The organism is Microbulbifer maximicatervae (SeqCode), assembly GCF_052467065.1.
In genome coordinates this window covers 2,177,205-2,196,404 of the sequence record NZ_CP174299.1, presented here as the reverse complement: position 1 = coordinate 2,196,404, position 19,200 = coordinate 2,177,205, and the positions used below count along the sequence as shown (strand labels likewise).

Sequence of the window (19,200 nt, the reverse complement as noted above, 5' to 3'; positions counted from 1 at the left end):
GGCGAACTCTAGAAAGCACTTTCTCTCATGAGAATGCTATAGAAGGAGCGCGCGTAGCTTCCTACTGTGAGTATGAGTCAGTTAAATATACAACTTGGCTTCAGGTAATATAAAGGAATTATTGATTTTCTGAGCTAAGAATAACTAAGCCTCTGTACGCATTCTCGTTTCTATCGTTCCTTTCTTATTAATTTTCCTTAAGATCTCGCATTTGTTTTTGTAGGCTTTCCGAATCTGTATTAATACTTTCTACCGGTTGCCCTGCGATAACAAGAACTTCGGGAAATAAGCGTCGTTTTCTTTTCTTTTTAAACTGCTGCACTGAATTCTCGGCTTGGGAACCGGCTCCATGTAAGGCAATGGGAATAACCGGAACAGACTTGCGCTTTAAAATTTCCTCAAGGTCTTTCAGAAATGGCTGCAACTCGCCATCTTCGCTGATTTTTCCCTCAGGAAAAATACAGAGTAATTCCCCATTTTCAAAACTCTCCACTATGGTTTTGTAAGTGCGTTCACGGCTGTTTGGATCATCGAGATCCAAACCTATGGGAATAGCATCGCTCATATGCAATATACATCGCAGTAAGCGGGATTTATAGATATTAGGGTGTGCGATAAAGCGCACATAACGCTCGATGGTGTCCGCTAATATTACTGGATCTAGAAAACTGATGTGGTTACTGATAATGAGGGCGGGTCCCTCTCTGGGGATTTGATCCAATCCTTTTAGGCTGACCCGATAGAGGATTCGTGCAGGCAGCAATAGCAGCCCGCGCATGATGAACTCTGGTAGCTTGGCGAAAATCAGGGCGACCACAATCAGGTTTAGTAAAGCGATAATGATGAAATATGTGGGGATAGAGATCTTTAGGATATCCAGGAAAGTGATACTCACGAGAGTAGCGGCCACCATAAACAGTGCATTGACCATATTGCTGATCGCGATAATCTGCGAGCGGATCTTTACACTTGAGCGGTCTTGGATCATTGCGTACAAAGGAACAGTAAAAATACCGCCAAAAATACCAAGGAGCGCCATATTGAGAAGGATCCAATAGGAACCATGATGATTAAAAAATTGAGTCAGGTTTGCGTTGGGAAGTGTATGAAAACTATTGGATTGGAGACCCAGCGCCAATCCAGCGCAAGTGATGCCAATAGCACCCAATGGCACTAAACCCGATTCGATACGACCTCGGGATAGCCAGTTGCACAGCAACGACCCCAAGGCAGTGCCCACAGTGAGGCTGCTCAACAACAAAGTGATAACATCTTCATTTCCACCAAGAGTATCGCGGGTAAAGTTGGGAATCTGCGCAAGGAATGCGGTGATTGTCAGCCAGAACCAGGAAATAGCGAAAATGGAGTAAAACACTGGAGGTGTCTGCCATGCCAAGTACATGACACGTACGACGTGTGCCACCGGGTTCCAATTGATGTGCAGTTTCGGAGATGAAGGCGGGGCCTTGGGAATTGCACAACTTGCCAGAAAACCAATGACGGCCATGAATACCAAAATGACCGCGATAAATGTCAATCCGTGTTGGCCGGGATGGGTGAATCCGACCAATATAGTACCGACAATTGTTCCGGTCAGGGTACCAATAAAAGACCCCATTTGGATTAACGCATTGCCAGCGAGTAGCTCACTTCTATTTAATTGCTGGGGTATCAGGGAAAATTTTGCCGCACTGAAAAGTGTAGAGGAAGTGCCATAGCAGAAAAAGACCACCATGCTCAGGGCATAATGCTGGGTAAACATAGCAATAATACCCACGATACCTATGCCTATTTCGGCCAATTTGTAGATTCTGATGAGCTTGCTTTTATCGAACTTATCGGAGATTTGGCCTGCCAAGGAGGAAAAGAGGAAGTAGGGCAGAATCATCAGGCTAAAGGCAATATTGATCAGCGTGTTAGCTTCTTCTTCAGCCATACGGAATGCGAGTAGAACTATTAACCCATTCTTGTACATATTACGACTGAAAACTGCAAGAACCTGGGTTACAAACAGCGGTAGAAAACGCCGCGTACCGAGCAGCTTAAACTGGTTTTGAGCCATTACTTATCGCTCTTGTGGGCAATGCTCCGCATGGTGGCTGTGGCGCTATAGATTGCTGCTTAAAGATCCAATGATGCCTATGCAGCTATGGATCTATCGGCTGAAATCCGAATCTGTACCTGAATATAGCGAATTCAGTAAACTGTCCGAAATGTTGACACTTTAAAACCGCCACAATCTGGCTGGACATTAACGCACCGATATTTCCCGTTATTTTTCCGCCAAAAGTTGCAGCTGCAACATTGCATGCTTCAGCGCAAAGTGTGCGAATATGCCTATCCGATTGACTTTCACCGCGTTGTTAACAGGGAGAAATAGATTCGTGAACCAGGACCAGAATGCCCCCTTGCGGGAAGATGTACGCCTGCTGGGTGACGAGCTCGGCGCAGTATTGCGAAACCAAGTTGGCGAGCCACTATTTGATACCGTTGAGAATATTCGTCAGGCGGCCGTTGAAAGCCGCAGCAAAGGGGCTATGCAGGCCGATCACTTGCGAGAGCTACTCGACCCCCTGGATGATGCGACCCTATTGGAAGTTGCCCGGGCATTCAGCCAGTTTCTAAACCTGGCCAATATTGCCGAACAGCGCCATCGCGAGAGACTGCACCGCCAGCACCAGCGCTTTCCCGGAGATCCCGATACAGACCGCGGCCTGCGACAAGTACTGGCAGAGTTAAGCAAAGCGGGGAAGTCTCCCGAGGAAATCCACGGGACACTAAAAGAGTTATCCGTAGAACTGGTCCTAACCGCTCATCCCACCGAAGTGACACGCCGTACCCTAATTCGCAAATACGATCGAGTTGCAGACCTGCTCAACACACTGGACAGACCCGACCTGACCCCGGAAGAATCCCAGGATTTACGTCGCCACCTACAAGAGCAAATCCTTTCCGCCTGGAGCACTGACGAGATCCGCCGCTCCAGGCCCACCCCGGTTGATGAAGCCAGGTGGGGCTTTGCCACCATCGAGCAATCCCTTTGGCAGGCAGTTCCCAGGAGTATGCGGGAAATAGACAGTGAATTGGCCCTGGCCAAGCTGCCCCCATTACCAGTGGATTGGGTTCCCATTCACTTTGCCTCTTGGATGGGGGGAGACCGGGACGGCAACCCCAATGTCACCGCCAGCGTCACCCGGGAAGTCCTGCACCTAGCCCGCTGGATGGCCGCCGACCTCTATCTGCGCGATGTGGAAAACCTGCTCGCAGATTTGTCCATGCATCGCGCCAGCGAAGAACTTTTACAGCGCACTGGCCCCAGCCACGAGCCCTATCGCCTGGTGCTGCGCCAGGTTCGCGACCGTCTCAAAATAACCCGGGAAAAAATGGAGGCCCGCATTGGTCGACGCGCAGAGCCTTCCGGCCTCGCGTTTACCAGCAGCGAGCAGCTGGCCGACGAGCTGCGACTGATCGACCGCTCCCTGCGCGCTGTGGGCCTCTCAGCCATCGCCGATGGCCAACTTAAAGATACCCTGAGGCGACTCAACTGCTTCGGCATCACTTTATTGCGCTTGGATATACGACAGGAATCCACCCGCCACGCTGACACCCTGGATGCCATTACCCGCTATCTGGGTATGGGCAATTACAGCAGTTGGAGTGAAGAGGAGAAACAGGAGTTCCTGGTGTCCGAGCTAGACAGCCGCCGCCCACTGGTGGACGAAAGCTTTTACCGCAGTGACTTTTGTGACGAAGAGGTAAGCGAGGTCTTACAGACCTGCAAGGTCATTGCCGAACAGGGTCCCGAGGGATTAGGTGCCTACGTTATCTCAATGGCAACCACACCTTCCGATGTTCTCGCAGTAATGCTGCTGCAAAAAATTGCCGGGGTGCAGGTGCCAATGCGAGTGGTTCCCCTGTTTGAAACCCTCGACGATCTCGATGGTGCAGCTACCACTATGAGTACTCTGCTGAATATCCCCCTCTACAAGCAGCGTGTGCTCGATGGCCAGGAAGTGATGATCGGCTACTCGGACTCCGCCAAGGACGCCGGCTTTCTGGGCGCTGCCTGGGCCCAGTACCGCACACAGGAAGCTCTCACCGGAATATTCCGCAACCACGGTATCCCCCTAACTCTGTTTCACGGCCGGGGCGGCTCCATATCCCGGGGCGGCTCTCCTACTCGTATGGCCCTGCTGTCGCAACCACCGGGATCAATAGCCGGGCGTATTCGCGTTACCGAACAGGGAGAAATGATTCGCTTCAAATACGGCCGTCCCTCTGTAGCCGCCTACAACCTGGAGCAGTATGTCGCCGCAACTCTGGAGGCGACACTGATGCCCCCGGCAGAGCCGCGTTCGGAGTGGCGCGCGGAGATGGACCGGCTCACGGAAGTCTCCGTCGGCAACTATCGGGAAGTCGTGCAGGATGATCCGGCCCTGGTGGCTTACTTGCGCACTGTCACCCCGGAAACCGAGCTGAGCCGCCTGGCCCTGGGCAGCCGCCCGGCAAGGCGTAAACCCGGTGGCGGTGTCGAATCACTGCGGGCGATCCCGTGGGTGTTTGCCTGGACCCAGATACGACTGATGTTACCGGCCTGGCTGGGCACTGGCGCCGCCTTGGAGAATGCCCTCAAGCACGCAGATGAAACTGATATCTTGCGGGATATGAGCCGCCAATGGCCCTTTTTCCAGGGCGTTGTGGATATGCTAGAAATGGTACTGGCCAAGGCCGATCCCCGCGTTGCCTCCTGGTACGAGGAGCGACTCACCCAGGATGCAGAACTAATCCAACTGGGTGTCAGTTTGCGAGAGCGACTGGCTCACACCGTAGAGGCCCTAAAACAGCTTACCGGGCGGGAGAGCTTGTTGGATAACAATCCCGTGATGCGTTGGTCCATCCGCGTGCGCGATCCCTACACTGACCCTTTGCACCTATTGCAGGCCGAGCTGATGGCACGTTTGCGCGAACGGGAAAGTGATGCGGTATTGGAAAGTGCGTTGATGGTCACTATCGCGGGGATTGCAGCGGGCATGCGCAATACGGGCTAAAAGACCCCGGCAACTGCGATGATACAGGGATTTGAGGCCTGCTCTTTTCACAATAGCAGGCCCCCAAGCAATCAAAACCTGCCGGTAAGTGCCATCACGAACAGGTCTGCCGGCAACTGCTCTCCATTCACCTCCAACTGGCCACGATTGACCTTGAGGTACATTTGCAGCTCACCCTTGTCTTCGATCAGCAGGCCATAATCTCGCAGAAGCATTGCCTGACCTACCAGGGGGGACTGCAAGAGCGCCTGCTCTGCAGCGCTAACGGTCATACTACCTACCAGCGGTTTGAGCCACTGATCGATCTCACTGGCACCTCGGCGGGAGGATTTGCGCATACCCCGCCAATCGATATCAGCATCTACTAACACCGGGCCATTGCGAGATTGAATCGCCAGCTGTTGCTCCAGGCGCAGCGGGCGACTCATTTCACGGGCCCAATTCCGTTCAGGGGCCGGCAACAATACACGCAGGTAGTGCCCCAGATCCGCAGTCTTAATTCTCGGCAAGGTCATCTGCTGGCGCACAGAGGTAATCGGTGTTGCCGAGTCCACGGTGGGGAGCTTCAGGTCACTGATAATTTTCAGGGTCTGTGCCGCCAATTCTTCCAAGGTCAGGTCCAGGGTAACATCGCGCAATTGAACCGGCCCGGAATCTGATTCTGCCCTCAGCAACGACAATCGCAGCTCCGCATTACCGCCCTCGCCGGGCATATATTCAAACTCGCCTTCAAGGGGCTCGGTAAACAGTACTTCGATACCTTCGCGAATATGGCGCAAGCTTCCCAGCTCCACGACACCGTTCAGCACAGCACCGGTGTAATCCGTAGATACGGCAACCTCCCCACCGTCAAACTCCAGCTCCCCGAGTGGGCCGGTATTTTTGAAAGGGTCTAAGCGCAGGGTATTCAGCACCCGGTTGTCGGCGGTAACCAGGGTTTCCAGAACTACCGGACTCGCCTGTAAAGCGCCATAAATGGACTCCAATTGAGCGCGCAATTCAGGCTGTAGTTGATCCAGCTCCAGCCGGGTCTCGGTATAAACCACACCCAGGCGCGGCCCCTTGGAAGTCAGTAACACCGGCCCATGATGGATCTCGGTATTGAGCTGGGTAGTGCCATCCGGCAATGCCACTTCAGTATTGGTTTCAGCACCAAACCATCCGCGTTCGTAACCCGTGGAATTCCCCCCCTGCAAGCGGCCCAACTGCTGTTTCCAAATTTCCTCTACTTTGGGGCCGATAAAACCCGGCGCAGCCAGCGCAGATATCACCATTAAGGCAAGCACAATAAATAGAAGTGAACGCAGTAGTTTCATAAAAAATCATCTAGCGAAGAGGTTTGCGCCGATGGTATCAGATTATGCAGCTATTAGTGCGACAAGAGCCTCGTTACTTGGTACGAGTGCTGAACATTCATCAACCAAGGCATAAGGACCTACGACCCATTTCTAAAGAGCAGAATCTCGGCTTGTAAATTAGTAAATCTATATTTCAAAAGCTCTGATCAAGCCTAAGAAGAGGGCTTTGTAAGCAGCCATAAATTGAAATTGACCATTATGCTGGAGATCACCTCACAAGTCTCTTGATCTCCTGTGGCACGTCTGAGTAATTTTATGGCTCGATGACAGTTTTAAACAACAATATAATTTTTAAAACCACCCTTTAACTTCCCCTTATTCAGAGCCGTCTAAAAGGTAGGTAACAATCTATTTTTCTTGTATTTCAATCTAACCCAGATCCTTATCTCCACGATTTAGCTTTCTTACAAATACCTCCGTAAAATAAAGGTCCTGATTACTATAAGAAAACCGCTATCTAGGAAATTTTTTTGTTTTTTACCTATTCATGTAAAAAATAATTATTGAATTCATAACCGTTATCTCGATCGGATCTTAAAAGATACCTTTACAACAACCGAAACTTCCATTACCGCACGTTGGGACACTCCCCCAGTTTGAGTAGACTTGTGGCCAAACTAGGAGAAGGAGAAGACGTTATGCGATATCTTGTTTCAATGGTGCTCTTGTGTTCTCTCGCAGGTTTCAGTTATGCAGATGACCGCATGACGCGCCTCCCATCCAACGCTGAACCCGTGCAGATTCTCGGCAAGACTTATTATCAAAGTGGTAATAATTTCTATGCCTTTAACGAGCAGGGCCGCTATTTCTACAGAGTACAGCCCCCCACCCGTATTCGTAGCTATGAGAATCCCCGGGATATGTATATCCGCGGTTCACAACCCCGCCCCCAAACTTGGGGTCTGACTAGAGACCAGGTAGAAGGCTGTATGAATGCCGCTGCAGATATGGCAAATGCTAACCCTGCGGTAGGTGGTAAGATTTATATTCGCGAATATAACCGCTGTATCAGTAACTTGCGCTAGCCATTGTGGCTATATTTACTGCTACAAGGGGCCTTCGGGCCCCTTTCTCAATTTTTGTTTTTTTACAGTTACTCAACTAGTAAGTCTTTCAACACACTTAAGCTTTCAATCCTCTAATTTTAGAGCTGTGAAATATGCTAGCCGCTATTATCAGGTCTTATGGCAATCCCATCGAAATGGCAGAGATGCCTAAACCCTCACCGGATAAAAATAGTATTTTAGTAAAGGTTCAATCGGCCAGTATCAACCCCCTCGATAACTGGGCAATATCAGGGGCTTTACAAAATGTAATGCCTGTAAAAATGCCGCATATTGTCGGGTACGATGTTACTGGGAAAGTAGTAGAAATTGGCAGCGCTGTCAGAAATTTTAAAATTGGCGATCTGATATTTGCACGCCCCGATACAAATCAAGCGGGTACGATTGCCGAATACACTTCAATCAAAGCAATGGACGCAGCTATCCGCCCCAGCAATCTTTCCAACAATGAGTGTGCCGCTTTCCCTCTCGTGGGTTTAACAGCCTGGCAATCTCTCGTTGAAGTGGGAAAGTTACAGAAAGGACAAAAAGTCCTTATTCATGCCGGCTCTGGCGGAGTCGGTACTATCGCTATTCAAATTGCCAAATATATAGGCGCCTTCGTAGCCACAACCACCAGTGATGCCAACTTTACATTAGTCAAACGGCTCGGTGCCGACACTGTTATCAATTATAAAACCGAAAAATTTGAGGAATTACTCGAGGATTATGACCTTGTACTCGACTCTTTAGGCGGAGAAGTATTAGAAAGGTCTGCCAAAGTTCTTAACAAACATGGTCTATTAGTATCAGTCTCCGTCAAAGCTAAAGGGTCATATACCTTAATTGAAAAGATGAGGCAGCGTCTCCAACTAGTCTATTCATGGCCAAGTGGCACTACTCTCGCAGAACTTGCTTCATTACTTGAGAAAGGATTTTTGAAACCGGTTATTGATAGAGTCTACCCCATACATGAAACTCAAGCCGCACTCGACTACCTAAATAAGGGAAGAGCCAAAGGTAAAATAGTTATTGATGTGTTGCAGGGTAAATAAACGATAGTATAGGATTTCAACCTAGACTCAAAAAAACTGGAGCCCTAGTGAAACGGATATTTCTATTTTTGGGTACCCTGATTTCTGCCGCCAGTTATGCACAAAATATAACTTTGGCCGAAGCTGCTCTGGAGCGAACCTATCATAAGGTACGCTACGATCCTGCTTATGTGTCTATCCCCTATCCAAATGGAGATGTGCCGGCTGATACCGGTGTTTGTACCGACGTAGTGATTCGATCATATAGGAAGCTGGGGATCGATTTGCAAAGAGAAGTTCACGAGGATATATCGGGTCATTTTCAAGCCTACCCGTCTAAACGCATTTGGGGACTTTCAAGGCCAGATAAAAATATTGATCATCGGCGAGTACCCAATCTACAGGCTTTTTTTACTCGCAAAGGGCAATCGCTCTCAATAAATGACAAGGCAGAGGATTATCTACCAGGAGACATCGTTACCTGGATGCTTCCCGGTAATTTACCACATATCGGTATTGTGACTGCGAAACGCTCTCAAAAAACCAACCGGTACTTGGTCGCACACAATATCGGGGCTGGACCCGTGCTCGAAGATATGCTGTTTTCCTTTAAAATTACCGGGCATTACCGATACAACGCCGGCCAGGCAACCGAAAAGATTGAGTAGCGAAAAAACTACGCTATTGCCAAGTGATTACAGCCTTTCTTTGACCGGAATATGGAGAAACATTTCCGCTGTCGGGCTGGTAACCTGATATCTGGGTGGGTACAGCTCAAAGTCTGGCCTCTCAATATAGTCGTAATTGGACTTTGGCAACCAGCTTCCCCAAATATACTTCAATGTCTGTTCCAGGGTGGTAATAGATCCGCGGTGAACAAATTTTGCATATAGCTGCTCCGGTAGTTCCCGCGCCACCATTCCCTCGGGTACCTGAGTCAGGTCGGCAACCGGCGCACAGCAGACATACTTAAACTGAATTTCATCACCCGCTTCCTCATAACATTCATAGATACCAAAAGATTCATCGCTGATACGATTGGGGATTTTATCCCTGTAGGGCCGAAATGCAGACCAGAGCTTTGGCAAGCTGAGATTTTCATGGTCGTATTCCTGCGCTACCCCCACCAATTGCATCGCTGGCCGCGAAATAATTTGTGGCTCCATGGACAACTCATTTTGCAAGAAGTGCAGCATATGAGGGCTAAATTGATCCTTATATAACAACCGAAAAGGATCCTGCTGCTTTCGATACTGTGCCGGGGTTACGTTAAATAAAGCTTTAAACGCGCGAGTAAACGCTTCTTGGGAGTCAAATTGGCACTCCATGGCAAGCTCAAGAATACCAATATGTTCACTCAACAACCTCTTTGCGGCGACGGTCAATCGGCGCTTACGCAAATACTCTTTCGGTGAGTCCCCCACTAATGTCTTAAAAATACGGCTGAAGTGGTAGGTGGAGTAATGAGAGGCAGCAGCAATTTCGTGAACAGAAATTTTGTCATATAGATGCTGCTCTACGAAGTTAATACTTTTAAAAAATCGCTGCATGAGAGGCTCCTTTACTGCCAGTCTACGTTGGGACGGTGAAATTTTCGAACAATACCTTCCCGGTTTAGTATGCCTTTAAATTAAATTCGCTCACTAGTGATGAAAAAGCGTAAATGGGCAAATGCTTTGTCCCTCAAAGGAATAATCGCCTGATAGGCTGGATCATTAAAGAATGCATAGATCGCCTCCCGACCCGGAAAAGATACCACAACAAATGCCCTTGGTGACCGACCCCCGTCCAGGGCCTCTTCCACATCATAAGAAGCAATAGGCACCCCCCCATACTGTTGCATTAATTGCGGTGCCAGACCTATATACTGCTGAAGAGCCTGCAATTCCTGTAAGTTTGGTGAAGACTCTATATGTAAAAATACTGGTAACAAAGTAATAACCTCTTAAGTGTAAATAAATTTTAGTTGCTTAACTAAAAGCTTCTAATAACTAACTTTGAGAGGCTACTCGCCTATGCCAAAAAACCAGAAGTGGAACTATCGCAAGCTCAATAATCGCAGGGGGTAAGACCTGATCATCCACCAATCCAAATTCCAGAATATTGCTTAAGCGGCCCAGACCGCCAATAAAGAGGGATAAAGCCACGAAGTAAAACAATGCTTTATGTTTTTCGATATTGCTCAGGAAATACAGTAGAACCAACCCCTGGGCAAAGAAAACACCAAAGGCAAATCGATATTGATTATCCCCAAATCCTCTCAAGGGGCTATCCGGGCCAAAAATCATAGCACCACCACTCAGGGCAGCACTGCCATTCAGCCCTCCAAATGCACTGATACCACCGGGTACAAAACAGATCACCGCTAGTGCTACCACTAACAATTGGAAAATTTTTCTTTCTATAGAACTCGCCTGATTCATAGTGTCACCTTAGTTTGCCGTATTTGGAGTGATGACCTAATCATATTGGCCAGTAAGGCCCTATTTTTGATATTTCTTGCGGTCTTGGTATCCCACTAAGACAGCAAGAAATGTCAAAAGACGAGGCGCTTAACCGCTTATCTTTCTCTCCAACAGCCGGGTATATCCATATCCGGGCACCAGTTCCCAATATCCACAGAGACAGAAAGATGATTAAGAGTGTTTTGATTACCGGAGCGAATGCAGGCTTAGGCAGGGAATGCGCCAAGCAACTGGCGGAATACCAGCAGATTAACAAGATCTATCTCGGCTGCCGCAATCTGCACAAAGCCAAGGAAGCCCAAGCCGATCTGGTGTCGGAAACAGGCAGGAATATCTTCGAAGTATTGCTGATCGATGTCGCGGATCAACAATCCGTGAAAGAGGCAGTTAACAACCTGGACTCCCCGATTGATGCTTTGGTTATGAATGCTGGCGGTACCGGGGGGAAAGAGTTTTACGACAAGACCCCCGAGGGAGTCACACAAATTTTCGCCGTCAACCTGCTCGGGCATGCACTACTGACTAACGAGTTACTGAAAGCCAATAAATTAACCCAGACTGCTATCTACGCCGGCTCCGAAGCCGCTCGCGGTGTAAAAGAGATGGGTATGAAGCGACCAGACCTGAAAAGCGCCTCTGTGGGGGAGTTTATGCAGATCTGCGAAGGAGAGCTCTATGCCAGTACCAAAGACGCTACGGTACCCTATGGTCCGATAAAGTATATGGGCGCCCTATGGATGTCTTCCATGGCGCGGGAATTCCCCCATATCCGCTTCGTAACCATGAGCCCCGGGGCTACTGTAGGCACAGAGGGCTTCAATACACTGTCGTTATTCAAGCAATATATGATGAAGGGCATGATGCGGATTATGCTGCTATTGGGCAAAGTCCACAAAGTAGAAATAGGCGCCAAGCGCTATATCGATGCCCTGCTGGATACAACATCCTTCCGCACAGGTATTTTTTACGGCAGTGAACGTGGATTGACTGGACCTCTTGGTGAACAGCGGAAGCTTTTCCCGGACCTGGACAATCCTACCTATCAAGACAATGCCAAAACGGCGATCAATCGCTTTATCTAATGAAGGGTCCCAACAGGGAAGGGCCCTGTACACTCTTCCCTGCCCCCAAGTTAACGCACCGAAACCGCTTGTTTACCTATACTTGACTGTTAAATACTTACTGCTAAAAACAGCCAATGTTTCGGGTAATCTTTTCCCTGCTGTTGTTAATTCCCCTTGCCCTGACTGCTGCTGAAGATGTAGCTAAAGCAACTCCCCTGCGGCTGCTGGATCCAGCAACTGTGGATAAGTTCGTCAATGAACTGCCAATACCCGTAGAAATCCGCCCTCAGGGCTCAGCCTCGATTAAACTACCCGCCCGCCCCACTGAAGTTTGGATGGGGCTACGGGATAAGGAAGGCAAACGTTTAATGACAAAAGCCTGGGGTTTTGAATATGCAGGTCGCATCCACTCTCCTGGCCCTACTATTCGCGCCCGAGAAGGCCAACCGGTATTTGTACACTGGGCCAATGAGCTACCGGGTCCGCATCTATTTCCTGTGGATCGATCCATTCACCTCGCCGACGTAAAAGATCCAAAAGCTGTACCTATGGTTATCCACCTTCACGGCGGGCATACAGAGTGGAAAAGTGACGGCAACCCCCTCGCTTGGTACACCCGCAATTATCGTGAGACGGGACCATTATTTGAGAAAAAGATTTACGAATACGACAACTCCCAGGATGCCGCCACTATCTGGTATCACGACCACACCCTGGGCATGACGCGCCTTAATGTTTACGCGGGTCTATTCGGTTTTTACCTGGTTGGCGATGACAATGAAGACCGTCTGATACAGGAGAAACTGCTCCCTGCAGAAGAGCGCACTTTTGTAGCCGCTATTACAGACAGCTTGTTTAGCTCCGATGGGCAGCTGTATTTTCCTGGCTGGAGGGACCAGCCTCCATCACCGGTTTCCCATGAGGTGGTTAAGGCCAATTGGCCCAATCCGTCCCATCTCGACGAATTTTTTGGCAATATTATTCTGGTAAACGGCATGACCTGGCCCAAAGTCAGTGTCACTCCACACGTCTATCGATTTCGGTTACTCAACGCATCTGATACCCGCACACTGATACTCAGGATCGACGAAAATACACCCTTTGTACAAGTCGGCGGTGACGGCGGATTTCTCGATTACCCTGTAAAATTGAACGAGTTGATATTGGCACCTGCAGAGCGAGCAGATGTTTTAGTAGATTTCAGTGGTTATGAAGAGCGTGAACTGACACTGCGGAACTTTGGGCCGGATGTCCCTTTTAAAGGATTTGTAGAGGCCAATGATCCAAAGAGTTCAATTCCACTTGTCTATAACCCGGATGGTAAACGCGTATTAAGCGATGGGCGCGGCGGCATCACACCAGCTACCGATCCAAATACTACAGGCCAGATTCTACAATTCCATATTGCTTCAACACCGATAAACACCACTTCTAATAAACAGAAATCAGAGATTAAAAATACCATTGGAGATTTAAAACTCACCCTAAATACTCCCTTGCGCGCCCCACTTAATAGGCTTAACCAAGCCAGTCGCACACGACAACTTGCCACCTACCGGTTAGACGATCCTTACGGCCGTAACTTGCTGATGCTAGGTCCAGTAAAGGAGGGCTCCCTATTTTTTGAAGACCCTACTACAGAAATAATCCAACACAACGCCGTTGAGATCTGGGAGATATACAACCCTACAGTATCGGCCCACCCTATTCATATTCACTTGGTGGAATTTCAGGTGCTGAACCGCCAGCCTTTTAAAGAAAAGCTTATCCCCAAACCACAGAGATTTATGCACACAGGCGAAGTATTTCAGGGAGCACGACTGGAGATAGAATCTCTACAGGGAAAACCTCTTCCACCACAGCCAGAAGAAAGCGGCCCCAAAGATACAGTCATCGCGCTTCCCGGCCAAGTGACCCGGGTAATTGCGCGCTTTGACCGCGAAGGCCTTTATGTATGGCACTGCCATCTACTATCCCATGAGGATTACGATATGATGCGGCCATTTAGGGTAATGGAATCAGAGCCAGTAAATAGCAACTAATCTACCAACCTTAATTCAAGGCCTTAGGCCAGCAAAAAATCAAATAAATCAAAAAATGTCTGACCGCCAGTTAGATCCAAATACGGCTTTAACTATTAAATTATAAATATAACACCAACAATAATCTTAACTCCCTCAACGACATCTACATCTACATTTTCCACCACTTAAAAGCCAATTAAAACAACAGAACTTTTAAAAATAAAATATCGATGAAACGCACCATCACTGGCAATTACAATTCATCAGCCGCACTTGAGAAATCAGCCCTGCAAAGATATTTACAGAAAATAATGAAAAAAAATAAAAATATCAATTATTTGCTAAACAATAAGATATCTCCACCAATAGCGCCACGAAAACTAAACCTTAAGATATTAAAACATCTAGAGCAGTTCAGCATTGAGGGCAATAAAAGACACAACCTCCCTCAAAATCTGGACATACGTTCCACCAAGCAAAATCTCAAAAAGGAGAAAACTATATGCAAAAACATAAAATTATTTTATACTAAAATATAAACCATCAAATCAAAATATAATCATTCTGATTAAAACTAATCAAGAGATCCAGATGAAAAAATTTTTGACTGCAACTATATTACTTGCATTCTCCGCAAATGCTTTCTCTGCTGCTTGGACAGCAAAAATAACAAAGATCCAGGCCGAAGGCATTGGAGAGAACTATAATGTTTTATATCTTGATACCGATATAACTAACTCTATGTGTGAGAACACAAATGCACAAGATAGAATTACCATAGTAAATGAAGCCCAGCATAGCACTGCTCTTGCTGCGTTGATGGCAGGGAAAATTGTACAAGTTATGGAAAGTGGCACAAATTGTAATGAAGCTGGACTAGCCAACATAAATTATATAATGATTTACTCTGATAAATAAGCCGCTGCCGATGACCATTCTATTATTAGAGATAACGTTACTTGCACAAGTAATATCACAGAATAGAAAAACCACTTAATAGTTTCCATCCTATTTACAGAAAACCAAAAAAATATTAGTTTTTATGAAAATGAAAAATTTATTCTCCGGACTACTACTCACGCTACTATCCAGCACCAGTTTTGCATCAAGTACCATTGAGCCTAATAAAACTATCGAAGGAATTACTACCTATAAATACTATGCAGTAATTAAATTCTCACCAAATGCCAGCGGCGACGAATTAGGGGAAGACTGCTCATCTGGGTCAAGTAACCATGTAGTCATAGAGTTCGATCACAATGATGGAACAGACAATAATGACACTAAAGAGCAATTTTCATCACTTATGGCTGCATATTTTGCTAAATCTAATACCGTAGGTTTTGGAGTAGAGGGTTGCAGAGAGGGTAACGGAAATAACCACCCTCTGATTTATCGGGTAGATATCTGATCTTCAAGTTTGTAGTTTCAGGGCGGTGCTCTAACCGCCCCAGAAATTCCTCAGCAAGGCGCCAAAGCCTTAGCCACACGGGAGTTAGTCTCCCGCCCCAGCTGTTCAGATATAAAGTTCCCAGCCTCTGCCAGCAACTGTAAATCCACGCCGGTTTCAATATCCATGCCATTGAGCATATAAAGTACATCCTCACTGGCAACATTACCGGAAGCGCCACGGGCATAGGGGCAGCCGCCCAGGCCGGCTACGGCGGAATCTACTACTGCGACACCCATTTGTAAGGCCGCGTAGATATTGGCCAGTGCCTGGCCGTAGGTATCGTGGAAATGCACCGCAAGTTTTTCCACAGGCACGCGGGTCATTACCTGCTCCAGCATACGCTTGGCGGATTCCGGGGTGCCGACACCGATGGTGTCGCCGAGGGAAATTTCATAGCAACCCATTTCCAATAGAGCGGCACTAACTTCTGCCACTTTGGCCGGATCAATATCGCCTTCATAGGGGCAACCAAGTACGCAGGATACGTATCCGCGCACGGGTATACCGTCTTGCTTCGCTTTTTCCACCAGTGGACGGAAGCGCTCAAGACTCTCAGCAATACTGCAATTAATATTTTTCTGGGTGAAGGCTTCTGAGGCCGCGCCGAATACGGCGACCTCATCCGCTTTGGCTTCCACTGCACGCTCATAGCCTTTTAAGTTTGGCGTGAGCGCGCTGTAGATAACTCCGTCTTTGCGCTGGATACCCGCCAGCACTTCCTCGCTGGCGGCCATTTGCGGTACCCACTTGGGGCTGACAAAACTGCCGGCTTCAATAACCGACAGCCCACTGGCGCTGAGCTTGTCCACCAGAGCGATTCGGGTCTCCACAGAGATAGGCTGCTTTTCATTTTGCAGCCCATCGCGGGGGCCCACTTCAACGATTTTGACCTGTTTGGGCAAAGTCATTATTGCTCCTCCCCGGCAAAATCCACCAGCAGACTACCGCCATCCACTAATTCACCTTCGGCACAGAAGAACTGCTGTACGGTGCCGGCGGCTGGAGCCCGCAGGGTGTGTTCCATTTTCATGGCTTCCATTACCAGTAGCGGCTGGTCTTTTTCCACCGTAGAGCCGGGCTCAACCAGCAGCGAAATTATGGTGCCGTTCATGGGGGCATCGAGGCCGTGGGCCTGGTCATTGCTCTCACCGATATCCGGTGGCAACAGCTTGAATTCCACCTGGGTGCCATCGATAAATACAGCACCGCCATCGCGGGTATCCACGGCGGAGAAACTCATGCGGCGGCCATCCACCAACATCAAGTCACGTCCCGGGAGCAGGCGAATCTCACCGCTGTTTTGTTCCTCAGGCAAGGCATCGCAAGTCCAGCGCAGGCTATCGCCCTCCGCAACAAAGCGAATTTGAGCGTGCTGGCCACGGTAGTCCACCGTCTGGGTGCGACTGCCAGCCAGAGCATTGCGCCAGTTATCACCATTGTGCCAAGGAGAGAAAGGATCCCGCTGAGGTGCGCTATTGCGCAGATCGCGCTCTTCACGCTGCTGCAAATAACCGGCAATAGCAGCACATTTCAGCCGCGTCAGTGTCTGCTCCTGGTGCAGTACTTCCGCCTCGTAGTCCTCGATAAAGTGCGTCGAAATACAACCGCTGGCAAATGCCTGGTGATTGATCACTCGGCGCAGGAATTCGATATTGTGGCGCACACCGGCAATCTGATAATCACGCAGTGCGCGATCCAATTTGGCCAGGGCTTCTTTGCGGGTGCGGCCGTGGCAGATCAATTTGGCGATCATCGGGTCGTAATGCACGCTGATTTCATCGCCAGTCTGCACACCGGTATCCACCCGCACACCCTCGCCTTCCGCCGGGGGCTGGTGGCGCACCAACACGCCGGTTGCCGGCAGGAAATCATTGTCCGGGTCTTCCGCATAGATGCGCACTTCCATGGCGTGGCCGTTGATCTGCAGCTCATCCTGGCTCATTGGCAGGGTATCGCCAGCGGCAACTGACAGCTGCCAGGCCACCAGGTCCTGGTCGGTGATCATTTCCGTCACCGGGTGCTCCACCTGCAGGCGGGTATTCATTTCCATAAAGTAGAAGGCACCGCTGGCATCCAGCAGAAATTCCACCGTGCCGGCCCCCACGTAACCAATCGCGTGGGCCGCGCGCAGGGCCGCTTCACCCATGCGGGCGCGCAGCTCCGGAGTCATACCCGGTGCGGGAGCTTCTTCCACTACTTTTTGGTGGCGGCGCTGCACCGAGCAATCCCGTTCAAACAGGTAGACGCCATTGCCCTGCTGATCACAGAACACCTGGATTTCCACATGGCGGGGACTCACCACATAGCGCTCTAGCAACATAATGTCGTCGCCAAAGGCATTCATGGCCTCACGCTTGGCAGCGGCCAGAGCTTCGTGGAATTCATCGGCACTGTCGACACGGCGCATGCCCTTACCACCGCCGCCGGCAGCAGCTTTCAGCAATACCGGGTAACCGATGCGATTGGCATGGCCTTCCAACAGCTCTTCATTTTGATTGGTGCCATGGTAACCGGGCACCAGGGGCACATTGGCCTCTTCCATAATACGCTTGGCTGCGGACTTGGAGCCCATCGCCTCAATCGCGCCGGTGGGTGGGCCGACAAAAATAATGCCGTTGCTATCGCAGGCGCGGCAAAACTCCGCGTTTTCCGACAGGAAGCCATAACCCGGATGGATGGCATCGGCACCAGTCTGCTTGGCAGCACCCAATACTTTGTCGATATCCAGATACGAATCCCTGGCCGGGGCCAGACCCAGGTGCACCGCTTCGTCCGCCATCTGCACATGCAGAGCGTCGGCATCCGCATCGGAATAAACGGCGACAGTGGCCACCCCCAGGCGGCGCGCGGTCTTGATAATGCGACAGGCAATTTCGCCGCGATTAGCTATTAACAGTTTGCGAATCATAAAAATTACCCTTCGCTACCATTCATCCAACTGGGTGCACGCTTTTCCAAAAACGCACTCAACCCTTCCTGTCCTTCCGGCGACACACGCACGGCAGCGATCAGCGCGCTGGTCTGGCCCTGCAATTCATCGTTGATAACCCGGTTGGACATGGACATAGCCAGTTGCTTGGCCATGGCGACTGCCTTGGGGCCATTGTCGGCAATGGCATTCACTAATTTCTGCACATGCAGGTCCAGATCAGCCTCGGCACAGACTTCGGATACCAAACCGATCTGTTCCGCGCGTTCAGCGGGGAAACGTTCCGCTGTGACAAAGTAACGACGCGCATGGCGAGTGCCGATAGCATTGATGACATAGGGACTGATGGTGGCGGGCAGCAACCCGATTTTGACTTCGGACAAACAGAAGCTGGCGCGCTCAGAGGCCACGGCCATATCGCAGCAGCTCACCAGGCCCACGGCCCCGCCAAAAGCGGCGCCCTGTACTCGCGCAATGGTGGGCGCAGGAAAAGTGTCGAGCTTGTACAGCATGGCGGCGAGCGCAGCTGCGTCGCGGCGGTTTTCCTCTTCTGAATAAGTCGCCATGCGCTTCATCCAGTTGAGGTCGGCTCCGGCAGAAAAGCTCTTGCCATTGGAGGCCAGTACCAACACACGTACAGCGGGGTTTTGCGCCAGGGTGTCAAAGGTGGTGGCCAGCTCGTGGATCAGTTCATCATCAAAAGCGTTGTGGATTTCCGGCCGGTTCAGGGTGACCGTGGCCACGCCCTCGCTATCCACTTCGCACAGCAATTTATCGCTCAT

Annotated in this window: 17 protein-coding genes; 9 read left to right on the top strand and 8 right to left on the bottom strand. The window is 49.6% G+C overall.

The features are described from left to right. Window positions 1-187: 187 nt before the first annotated feature. Complete coding sequence (locus tag ACJJI1_RS09650) at window positions 188-2,062, bottom strand: MFS transporter (protein ID WP_444959203.1); 1,875 nt, start codon at window positions 2,060-2,062, stop codon at window positions 188-190. Window positions 2,063-2,384: 322 nt separating this feature from the next. On the opposite strand from ACJJI1_RS09650, the gene ppc reads away from it, so the two are divergent. Continuing rightward, window positions 2,385-5,048, top strand: coding sequence for a phosphoenolpyruvate carboxylase (ppc, locus tag ACJJI1_RS09645; RefSeq protein WP_444959202.1), 2,664 nt, complete (start codon window positions 2,385-2,387; stop codon window positions 5,046-5,048). Between the two features lie 71 nt (window positions 5,049-5,119). Here ppc and ACJJI1_RS09640 read toward each other — a convergent pair whose 3' ends face one another. Next, a complete protein-coding gene (locus ACJJI1_RS09640; RefSeq protein WP_444959201.1) occupies window positions 5,120-6,364 on the bottom strand; it encodes a DUF945 family protein in 1,245 nt (414 codons plus the stop codon). A 680-nt stretch (window positions 6,365-7,044) separates the two neighbouring features. Between ACJJI1_RS09640 and ACJJI1_RS09635 the strand changes: the two genes are divergently transcribed. The 3 genes from ACJJI1_RS09635 to ACJJI1_RS09625 all read left to right on the top strand — a co-directional run bounded on the left by ACJJI1_RS09635 (window position 7,045) and on the right by ACJJI1_RS09625 (window position 9,151). Further along, window positions 7,045-7,431: a hypothetical protein gene (locus ACJJI1_RS09635; protein WP_444940161.1), complete on the top strand. Its 387-nt coding sequence runs from the start codon at window positions 7,045-7,047 to the stop codon at window positions 7,429-7,431. Between the two features lie 134 nt (window positions 7,432-7,565). Continuing rightward, window positions 7,566-8,504 carry an NADP-dependent oxidoreductase gene (locus tag ACJJI1_RS09630; RefSeq protein ID WP_444959200.1) on the top strand — a complete coding sequence of 313 codons (939 nt, stop codon included), beginning with the start codon at window positions 7,566-7,568 and terminating at the stop codon, window positions 8,502-8,504. A gap of 47 nt (window positions 8,505-8,551) precedes the next feature. Continuing rightward, a complete protein-coding gene (locus tag ACJJI1_RS09625) occupies window positions 8,552-9,151 on the top strand; it encodes a DUF1287 domain-containing protein (protein WP_444959199.1) in 600 nt (199 codons plus the stop codon). A gap of 27 nt (window positions 9,152-9,178) precedes the next feature. Here ACJJI1_RS09625 and ACJJI1_RS09620 read toward each other — a convergent pair whose 3' ends face one another. The 3 genes from ACJJI1_RS09620 to ACJJI1_RS09610 all read right to left on the bottom strand — a co-directional run bounded on the left by ACJJI1_RS09620 (window position 9,179) and on the right by ACJJI1_RS09610 (window position 10,906). Further along, entirely contained in the window at window positions 9,179-10,033 is an 855-nt protein-coding gene (locus tag ACJJI1_RS09620; RefSeq protein WP_444959198.1) for an AraC family transcriptional regulator, read from the bottom strand. Window positions 10,034-10,113: 80 nt separating this feature from the next. Continuing rightward, the gene (locus ACJJI1_RS09615) at window positions 10,114-10,416 is read right to left on the bottom strand and encodes a DUF1330 domain-containing protein (protein ID WP_444911992.1); all 303 of its coding nucleotides are present in this window, start codon (window positions 10,414-10,416) and stop codon (window positions 10,114-10,116) included. Window positions 10,417-10,474: 58 nt separating this feature from the next. Beyond that, on the bottom strand, window positions 10,475-10,906 hold the full coding sequence (locus tag ACJJI1_RS09610) for a DUF4345 domain-containing protein (protein WP_444959197.1): 432 nt from the start codon (window positions 10,904-10,906) through the stop codon (window positions 10,475-10,477). A 209-nt stretch (window positions 10,907-11,115) separates the two neighbouring features. On the opposite strand from ACJJI1_RS09610, the gene ACJJI1_RS09605 reads away from it, so the two are divergent. From ACJJI1_RS09605 to ACJJI1_RS09585, 5 genes are all read left to right on the top strand, one after another. Next, window positions 11,116-12,030, top strand: a complete 915-nt coding sequence (locus ACJJI1_RS09605) for an SDR family NAD(P)-dependent oxidoreductase (RefSeq protein WP_444959196.1) — start codon at window positions 11,116-11,118, stop codon at window positions 12,028-12,030. A 116-nt stretch (window positions 12,031-12,146) separates the two neighbouring features. Next, a complete protein-coding gene (locus tag ACJJI1_RS09600) occupies window positions 12,147-14,054 on the top strand; it encodes a multicopper oxidase family protein (RefSeq protein WP_444959195.1) in 1,908 nt (635 codons plus the stop codon). Between the two features lie 212 nt (window positions 14,055-14,266). Further along, complete coding sequence (locus ACJJI1_RS09595; protein ID WP_444959194.1) at window positions 14,267-14,575, top strand: hypothetical protein; 309 nt, start codon at window positions 14,267-14,269, stop codon at window positions 14,573-14,575. Between the two features lie 52 nt (window positions 14,576-14,627). Further along, the gene (locus tag ACJJI1_RS09590; protein ID WP_444959193.1) at window positions 14,628-14,954 is read left to right on the top strand and encodes a hypothetical protein; all 327 of its coding nucleotides are present in this window, start codon (window positions 14,628-14,630) and stop codon (window positions 14,952-14,954) included. 124 nt (window positions 14,955-15,078) lie between these two features. Further along, window positions 15,079-15,447 (top strand): hypothetical protein, encoded by a 369-nt coding sequence (locus ACJJI1_RS09585; RefSeq protein ID WP_444959192.1) that lies wholly within the window; start codon window positions 15,079-15,081, stop codon window positions 15,445-15,447. A 50-nt stretch (window positions 15,448-15,497) separates the two neighbouring features. On the opposite strand, the gene ACJJI1_RS09580 is transcribed toward ACJJI1_RS09585, so the two are convergent. The 3 genes from ACJJI1_RS09580 to ACJJI1_RS09570 are packed head-to-tail and all read right to left on the bottom strand — an operon-like array spanning window position 15,498 to window position 19,200. Continuing rightward, window positions 15,498-16,397: a hydroxymethylglutaryl-CoA lyase gene (locus tag ACJJI1_RS09580; protein ID WP_444959191.1), complete on the bottom strand. Its 900-nt coding sequence runs from the start codon at window positions 16,395-16,397 to the stop codon at window positions 15,498-15,500. Beyond that, complete coding sequence (locus ACJJI1_RS09575) at window positions 16,397-18,397, bottom strand: acetyl/propionyl/methylcrotonyl-CoA carboxylase subunit alpha (RefSeq protein WP_444959190.1); 2,001 nt, start codon at window positions 18,395-18,397, stop codon at window positions 16,397-16,399. The genes ACJJI1_RS09580 and ACJJI1_RS09575 overlap by 1 nt, the downstream gene beginning before the upstream one ends. Window positions 18,398-18,402: 5 nt before the next feature. Next, window positions 18,403-19,200: an enoyl-CoA hydratase/isomerase family protein gene (locus tag ACJJI1_RS09570; RefSeq protein ID WP_282934596.1), complete on the bottom strand. Its 798-nt coding sequence runs from the start codon at window positions 19,198-19,200 to the stop codon at window positions 18,403-18,405.